The organism is Buttiauxella izardii, assembly GCF_003601925.1.
Lineage (GTDB): Bacteria > Pseudomonadota > Gammaproteobacteria > Enterobacterales > Enterobacteriaceae > Buttiauxella > Buttiauxella izardii.
This window is the reverse complement of the sequence record NZ_QZWH01000078.1, coordinates 1-5,852: the sequence shown is the minus strand read 5'-3', so window position 1 is coordinate 5,852 and position 5,852 is coordinate 1. Positions and strand designations below refer to the sequence as shown.

Annotated in this window: 6 protein-coding genes, 1 tRNA gene and 1 pseudogene; 5 read left to right on the top strand and 3 right to left on the bottom strand. The window is 49.4% G+C overall.

Annotation, left to right across the window (positions count from 1 at the left end; genetic code table 11):
- The first annotated feature begins 88 nt into the window (after positions 1-88).
- Positions 89-241 carry a proline-rich small protein YnaL gene (gene ynaL / locus D6029_RS22925; RefSeq protein WP_472297467.1) on the top strand — a complete coding sequence of 51 codons (153 nt, stop codon included), beginning with the start codon at positions 89-91 and terminating at the stop codon, positions 239-241.
- 37 nt (positions 242-278) lie between these two features.
- Here ynaL and ttcA read toward each other — a convergent pair whose 3' ends face one another.
- Entirely contained in the window at positions 279-1,199 is a 921-nt protein-coding gene (gene ttcA / locus D6029_RS22265) for a tRNA 2-thiocytidine(32) synthetase TtcA (protein WP_120066843.1), read from the bottom strand.
- A 135-nt stretch (positions 1,200-1,334) separates the two neighbouring features.
- Between ttcA and D6029_RS22260 the strand changes: the two genes are divergently transcribed.
- The gene (locus D6029_RS22260; protein WP_120066842.1) at positions 1,335-1,775 is read left to right on the top strand and encodes a GNAT family N-acetyltransferase; all 441 of its coding nucleotides are present in this window, start codon (positions 1,335-1,337) and stop codon (positions 1,773-1,775) included.
- A 212-nt stretch (positions 1,776-1,987) separates the two neighbouring features.
- A tRNA-Gly gene (locus D6029_RS22255) sits at positions 1,988-2,062 on the top strand.
- 15 nt (positions 2,063-2,077) lie between these two features.
- On the opposite strand, the gene D6029_RS22740 is transcribed toward D6029_RS22255, so the two are convergent.
- Positions 2,078-2,446 carry a hypothetical protein gene (locus D6029_RS22740; RefSeq protein WP_244212440.1) on the bottom strand — a complete coding sequence of 123 codons (369 nt, stop codon included), beginning with the start codon at positions 2,444-2,446 and terminating at the stop codon, positions 2,078-2,080.
- A 655-nt stretch (positions 2,447-3,101) separates the two neighbouring features.
- Here D6029_RS22740 and dbpA point away from each other — a divergent pair.
- Positions 3,102-4,475: an ATP-dependent RNA helicase DbpA gene (gene dbpA / locus D6029_RS22245; protein WP_120066841.1), complete on the top strand. Its 1,374-nt coding sequence runs from the start codon at positions 3,102-3,104 to the stop codon at positions 4,473-4,475.
- A gap of 44 nt (positions 4,476-4,519) precedes the next feature.
- Here dbpA and gap read toward each other — a convergent pair whose 3' ends face one another.
- Complete coding sequence (gap, locus tag D6029_RS22240; protein ID WP_120066840.1) at positions 4,520-5,521, bottom strand: type I glyceraldehyde-3-phosphate dehydrogenase; 1,002 nt, start codon at positions 5,519-5,521, stop codon at positions 4,520-4,522.
- A gap of 190 nt (positions 5,522-5,711) precedes the next feature.
- Between gap and D6029_RS22735 the strand changes: the two are divergent.
- A pseudogene (locus tag D6029_RS22735) lies at positions 5,712-5,852 on the top strand (cytochrome b561); the annotation flags it as partial.

Genomic DNA, 5,852 nt, shown 5'->3' with positions numbered 1-5,852 from the left:
TTCGTACGAGCCGACTATTAGTCGGCTTTTTTTTGTCTGCGATTTGGTCGTCTATGCTTAAAGGGAAGGCACAAAACTGGAGGCACTAATGACTTTTTACCGAAGCTTATCCATGAGCGACCCGACATTCCCGAACGAGCCGACGCCAATCCCCGATCCGATGCCGAGGCCGCAGCCGATACCCGACCCGCCGCTTGAACCCGATCCCAGACCGATTATCGATCCGCCGCCGCACATGTAAGGGTGTCCCTCTCCATGGGTTGGAGAGGGAAGTATGACTATTTTATTTCGAGGATATCGAGGCGTTGCAGAGGAGTTTCGCTATCGTCTTCTTCCGGCTGCCAGCCAACCGGCTGCATTGGCAACTCTTCGCGATCGAACGCTAAATCTCCGCCATCGACAACTTCCGCACCGTGTTGCAGGCCTTTGAAATCAAACAGCTCGGTGTCGCACATATGAGAAGGCACCACATTTTGCATGGCGCTGAACATGGTTTCGATACGGCCAGGATAACGCTTATCCCAGTCACGCAGCATATCGCCAATCACCTGGCGCTGAAGGTTCGGCTGTGAACCACACAGGTTGCAAGGAATAATCGGGTATTCGCGCGCGGTAGCAAAACGCTCGATGTCTTTCTCACGGCAGTAGGCCAGCGGGCGAATCACAATGTGTTTACCGTCATCGCTCATCAATTTTGGTGGCATACCTTTCATTTTGCCGCCGTAGAACATGTTCAGGAACAGCGTCTGGAGGATGTCATCGCGATGATGGCCGAGGGCAATTTTCGTTGCGCCTAACTCGGTTGCGGTACGGTAAAGAATGCCACGACGTAAACGCGAGCACAGAGAGCAGGTGGTTTTCCCTTCTGGGATCTTGTCTTTTACGATGCTGTAAGTATTTTCTTCGACAATCTTGTACTCCACACCAATACTTTCCAGGTATGCAGGCAGAATATGCTCAGGGAAACCCGGTTGTTTTTGATCGAGATTCACCGCGACCAGGCTAAAATTAATCGGTGCGCTCTGCTGCAAATTACGCAGAATTTCGAGCATGGTGTAGCTGTCTTTACCGCCAGACAGACAAACCATAATGCGATCGCCTTCTTCAATCATGTTGTAATCGGCGATAGCTTCGCCCACGTTACGACGCAGACGTTTTTGGAGTTTATTGAGGTTGTAGATTTCTTTTTGACTGGTCATGGAGTTCTCTGGCTAAACCGGCACGCATATGGCGTATTTCTGGCGTGTATGGTACGGATTGCGGCGGCGAATGCCAGCATGTTTTGCGAGTCATTCGGCATTTTCATTGACCAGCCCATATGACCAGGACAAATGATGAATGAAATAGAGTTTAGAGTCGCTCGGCTCGCTGATGTGGAAGGGATCTTTCATGTGCGCACCGCGGTCACTGAAAATGCAATGACCCTGCAACAGCTAGAAGAGATGGAAATCACCTATAGTTCAGTGGCAGAAATGATCGCTGAAGCGCGTTGTGCCTGGGTGGCGGTTGATGCACAAAGCATCGTCGGATTCTCGATGATCATCCCCGAAGATGGCTGTGTTTTTGCCGTCTTTGTTCTGCCTGCCTATGAAGGAAAGGGCATCGGCAAACGGCTATTAAAGGCTGCGGAAGATGAGCTTTTCAAAGAGCACGAGGCCATCTGGCTTGAAACGGAGAAAGCCACTCGCGCCGCAGAGTTCTATCGCCGGATGGGATGGAGAAATGAAATTAATGTCGGCGATGGGGATATTTATCTAGAAAAACATCGGTTTTAGCGGAGGGAAAATAATTTCGCCTGATTAAACCTTATTTATTGCATGCCTATTTTCACTTATGTATCATGCGCCGCCGGCTAAGAACCATAATTTATGTGTATGATTATGCTGTGTCTTATTCAGCAAGTATGAAAAACCGCCACTAGCTCATCGGGAAGAGCGGCAACCACAGTGTTGTAGTACGGGGTTCGAGGCTCCGGTGGCGGACCAAAGCGGTCATCGTATAATGGCTATTACCTCAGCCTTCCAAGCTGATGATGCGGGTTCGATTCCCGCTGACCGCTCCATTCCAACGCTCTTCGCTACACGTCAGGTTTTTCATATCGCGGTAACTGAGTAATTTCGTAAGTGCTGGTGCTCAACACAATGCAGCGATCGGGCTCGGGGTTACCGGAATAAATCATGAAATAGCGATCTTTCTCCGGGAAGAACACTAAATCGTCGCCATTTTGAAAACGCGTCACGCGAAAGGGAACGTCGTTCTTTGTCTTGGTCTTCCTGACCCCAGAAGCCACCTGAAAATGTCCATCCCATTTCATGGTCGAGAGGCTGTGCGCAAACCGCGAAATCACCACATTTTCACGTAACGAACATGAAAGTCGCGTCGCTGTTGCGGCAAATACAGAAGAATGAATGAGGCCTAAAAGGCTAAATAAGAGAATGATTTTCATGAGACACCTTGTCATCTAATGCTTGAAATATCCAAAGCTTGTAAACAAAGGGTAACATGAATGGTTATAGATTTTAACTTTGCCCACTTCAAATTCACTGGATGGTTTATCTAGTGAATTTGAATATCCAGCAGCAGGCGAATCAATGATTGATAGATTATTGATTTGAATGGTTATTTTTAATTGTTATGAATTTAGTTAATTGCTTCGATTTTATCGAGAAGCCAGGAAGAGTGGGCCGTAATATCAAAGGTATTAATTAGCAAAATGCACCAGGCCAGAATCATAATAACTAAAAAAATAATGGCGATTTTAAATCCACGAGTCATAAATACGAACAATTTCATCAACACTTTCCACACAGATTTGCATTGTCTACACCAATAACAAATCCGACCAGTGGTCGATATATGATTTATCTTGCAGCCGTTTGAGGTTTGTTTATATCGGTTAAAATGAATCGATTTGAATTAACTTTTTGTGATCATGTAAAAGGGATAATTGTGGAAATAACCCTTACTGGTAAATCAGGCCGTATGCCTGAGGCACAAAAGCTGACAGCGCTATTTTACTGGAAACTCCCCCGCGACCCGGCCAAATCTGCTAATATGCGCGCCAGACGCTGTCTGACAGCCCATTAATTGAGAACATAATAGTGACATCTTTTTCTACCCTAAACGTTCTGCCAGCAGAACAACTCGCCAACCTTACCGAACTTGGTTATCACACCATGACGCCTGTTCAGGCGGCTGCATTACCCGCGATTCTGGCTGGGAAAGATGTCCGCGCACAGGCAAAAACCGGCAGTGGTAAAACGGCGGCATTTGGCCTTGGTTTATTGCAACACGTTGATGCAAGCCAGTTTATTACTCAGTCACTGGTATTGTGCCCAACGCGTGAGTTGGCTGACCAGGTGGCGAAAGAATTGCGTCGTCTTGCGCGCTACATGCCGAATATCAAAGTGCTTACACTTTGTGGCGGCCAGCCGTTTGGCGCACAGCGTGATTCGCTGCAACACGCTCCGCATGTGATTGTCGCCACACCGGGCCGTTTGCTCGATCACCTGAAAAAAGAGACTGTGAAGCTCGACGCCCTGCAAACGCTGGTGCTTGATGAAGCCGACCGCATGCTCGATATGGGTTTTGCCGACGCCATCGACGAAGTGATTAGCCATGCACCGCAAGATCGCCAGACGCTGCTGTTCTCCGCGACTTGGCCAACGGCCATCGCATCAATCAGCTCCCGCGTGCAGCGTTCGCCAGAAACCATCGAAATTGATTCCGTAGACGAATTGCCATCTGTGGAACAGCAGTTCTATGAAATCTCACGCAGCGGTAAAATCAGCCTGCTGCAAAAACTTCTCAGCAAGCATCAGCCTGCGTCCTGCGTGGTGTTCTGTAATACCAAGAAAGATTGCCAGGCGGTTTGCGATGCGCTGACTGAAAGCAACCAAAGTGTGCTGGCGCTGCATGGCGACATGGAGCAGCGTGACCGTGACCAGACGCTGGTGCGTTTTGCCAACGGCAGCAGCCGTGTGCTGGTAGCAACAGACGTTGCAGCACGTGGCCTGGACATCAAAGCACTGGAAATGGTGATCAACTACGAACTCTCCTGGGACCCGGAAGTTCACGTTCACCGCATTGGCCGTACCGCACGTGCGGGCGAAAGTGGCCTGGCCATCAGCCTGTGTGCCCCAGAAGAAGCACAACGCGCCAGCGTATTAGCAGAAATGCTGAACCTGTCTCTGAGCTGGCAGCCAGCGCCAACAGGCGGCAGCATCCAGCCGCTTGAAGCGACGATGACGACGCTTTGCATCGACGGCGGCAAGAAAGCGAAAATGCGTCCGGGCGATATTCTCGGCGCGTTGACCGGCGATATGGGTCTGGATGGCGCAGATATCGGCAAAATTGATGTGCACCCGATGCACGTTTATGTCGCGATTCGCGAACCTGTAGCGCGCCATGCGTGGAAGCAGTTGCAGCAGGGCAAAATTAAAGGCAAATCGGTTAAAGTCCGTTTGTTGAAATAAGTCTTTAAATCTCTCCCTGCGGTTTAAGCAGGGAGAGATGGCTTTTATTCCTTCGCGACCGCATCCAATACCCTAACCAACTGCGTCACAAAACCATACTCGTTATCGTACCAGGCCACGGTTTTCACCAGTTGCAAATCCCCGACTTCGGTCACTTCCGTCTGCGTGGCATCAAACACCGAACCGAAATTCGTGCCGACGATATCGGACGACACAATTTCCTCGTCGGTATAGCCAAATGATTCATTGCCGTCGGTGGCCTTTTTCAGCGCCGCATTGATTTCCTCGACCGTGACTTTTTTATCCAGAATCGAAACCAGCTCAGTGACTGAACCGGTCAGCGTAGGAACGCGTTGCGCGTGGCCTTTAAGTTTGCCCTGCAACTCAGGGATCACCAGGCCAATGGCTTTTGCCGCGCCCGTGGTATGAGGAATAATATTCTGTGCCGCCGCACGTGACGCACGCAGATCCTTACCACGCGGGCCATCTACCAGCGATTGCGTGCCGGTGTACGCATGAATAGTCGTCATGGTGCCAACTTTAATACCGAAATTATCGTGCAGGGCTTTTGCCATCGGCGCGAGGCAGTTTGTGGTGCAGGAAGCGACGGAAAGTATTTTATCTTCCGGCGTGATGGTGTTGCAGTTGACGTTAAACACGATGGTTTTCATGTCGCCAGCAGGGGCTGAAATCAGCACTTTCTTCGCGCCGGCGTCCAGATGCGCACTGGCTTTTTCCTCAGAGGTGTAGAAGCCGGTGCATTCAATCACAATCTCAACGCCGACTTTTCCCCAGGGAATGTTTTTGGCGTTTTTCTCGGCATACACCGCAATTTTCTTCCCGTTCACGATTAATGCATCGTCGGTGTGTTCCACCGTGCCGTCGAAGTTACGATAGCTGGAGTCGTGTTTTAACAAATAGGCCAGCACTTCAGGCGAGGTGAGATCGTTGATAGCAACAATTTCAACATCACTTTTGGTTTCAAGAACACGGCGTAACACCAGACGACCAATGCGACCAAAGCCATTAATACCGATCTTTTTCATGACGCGGACCTCACTTTAAATCATAGGAAGTAGCTGAATTCTTAATCAACACTAGTGATAGTTCATAAATGAAGGGGCCGCAAACCGGGGCTTTGCGAGGAAATGTTAGGTAATTTCACCAGATGTTAATGATTTTCTGAGTGTTTGCCGTTATCCTGGAAAAATCTTTGTGACTCAGCAGGACACCTTAATGCGCAGCAAATACACCGCGTTACAGATATCACTTCATTGGCTGGTTTTTTTATTGATAGTGGGGGCTTATTGCGCGATGGAACTGAAAGGTTTTGCGCCGCGATCGTACCGGCCAATTTTCAACGCCACGCACGTGACT

Excerpts from the sequence above, each read along its gene's own strand:
- ynaL (WP_472297467.1), top strand. The coding sequence starts at position 89 with ATGACTTTTTACCGAAGCTTATCCATGAGCGACCCGACATTCCCGAAC.
- D6029_RS22260 (WP_120066842.1), top strand. The coding sequence starts at position 1,335 with ATGAATGAAATAGAGTTTAGAGTCGCTCGGCTCGCTGATGTGGAAGGG.
- D6029_RS22740 (WP_244212440.1), bottom strand. The coding sequence starts at position 2,446 with ATGAAAATCATTCTCTTATTTAGCCTTTTAGGCCTCATTCATTCTTCT.
- ttcA (WP_120066843.1), bottom strand. The coding sequence starts at position 1,199 with ATGACCAGTCAAAAAGAAATCTACAACCTCAATAAACTCCAAAAACGT.
- gap (WP_120066840.1), bottom strand. The coding sequence starts at position 5,521 with ATGAAAAAGATCGGTATTAATGGCTTTGGTCGCATTGGTCGTCTGGTG.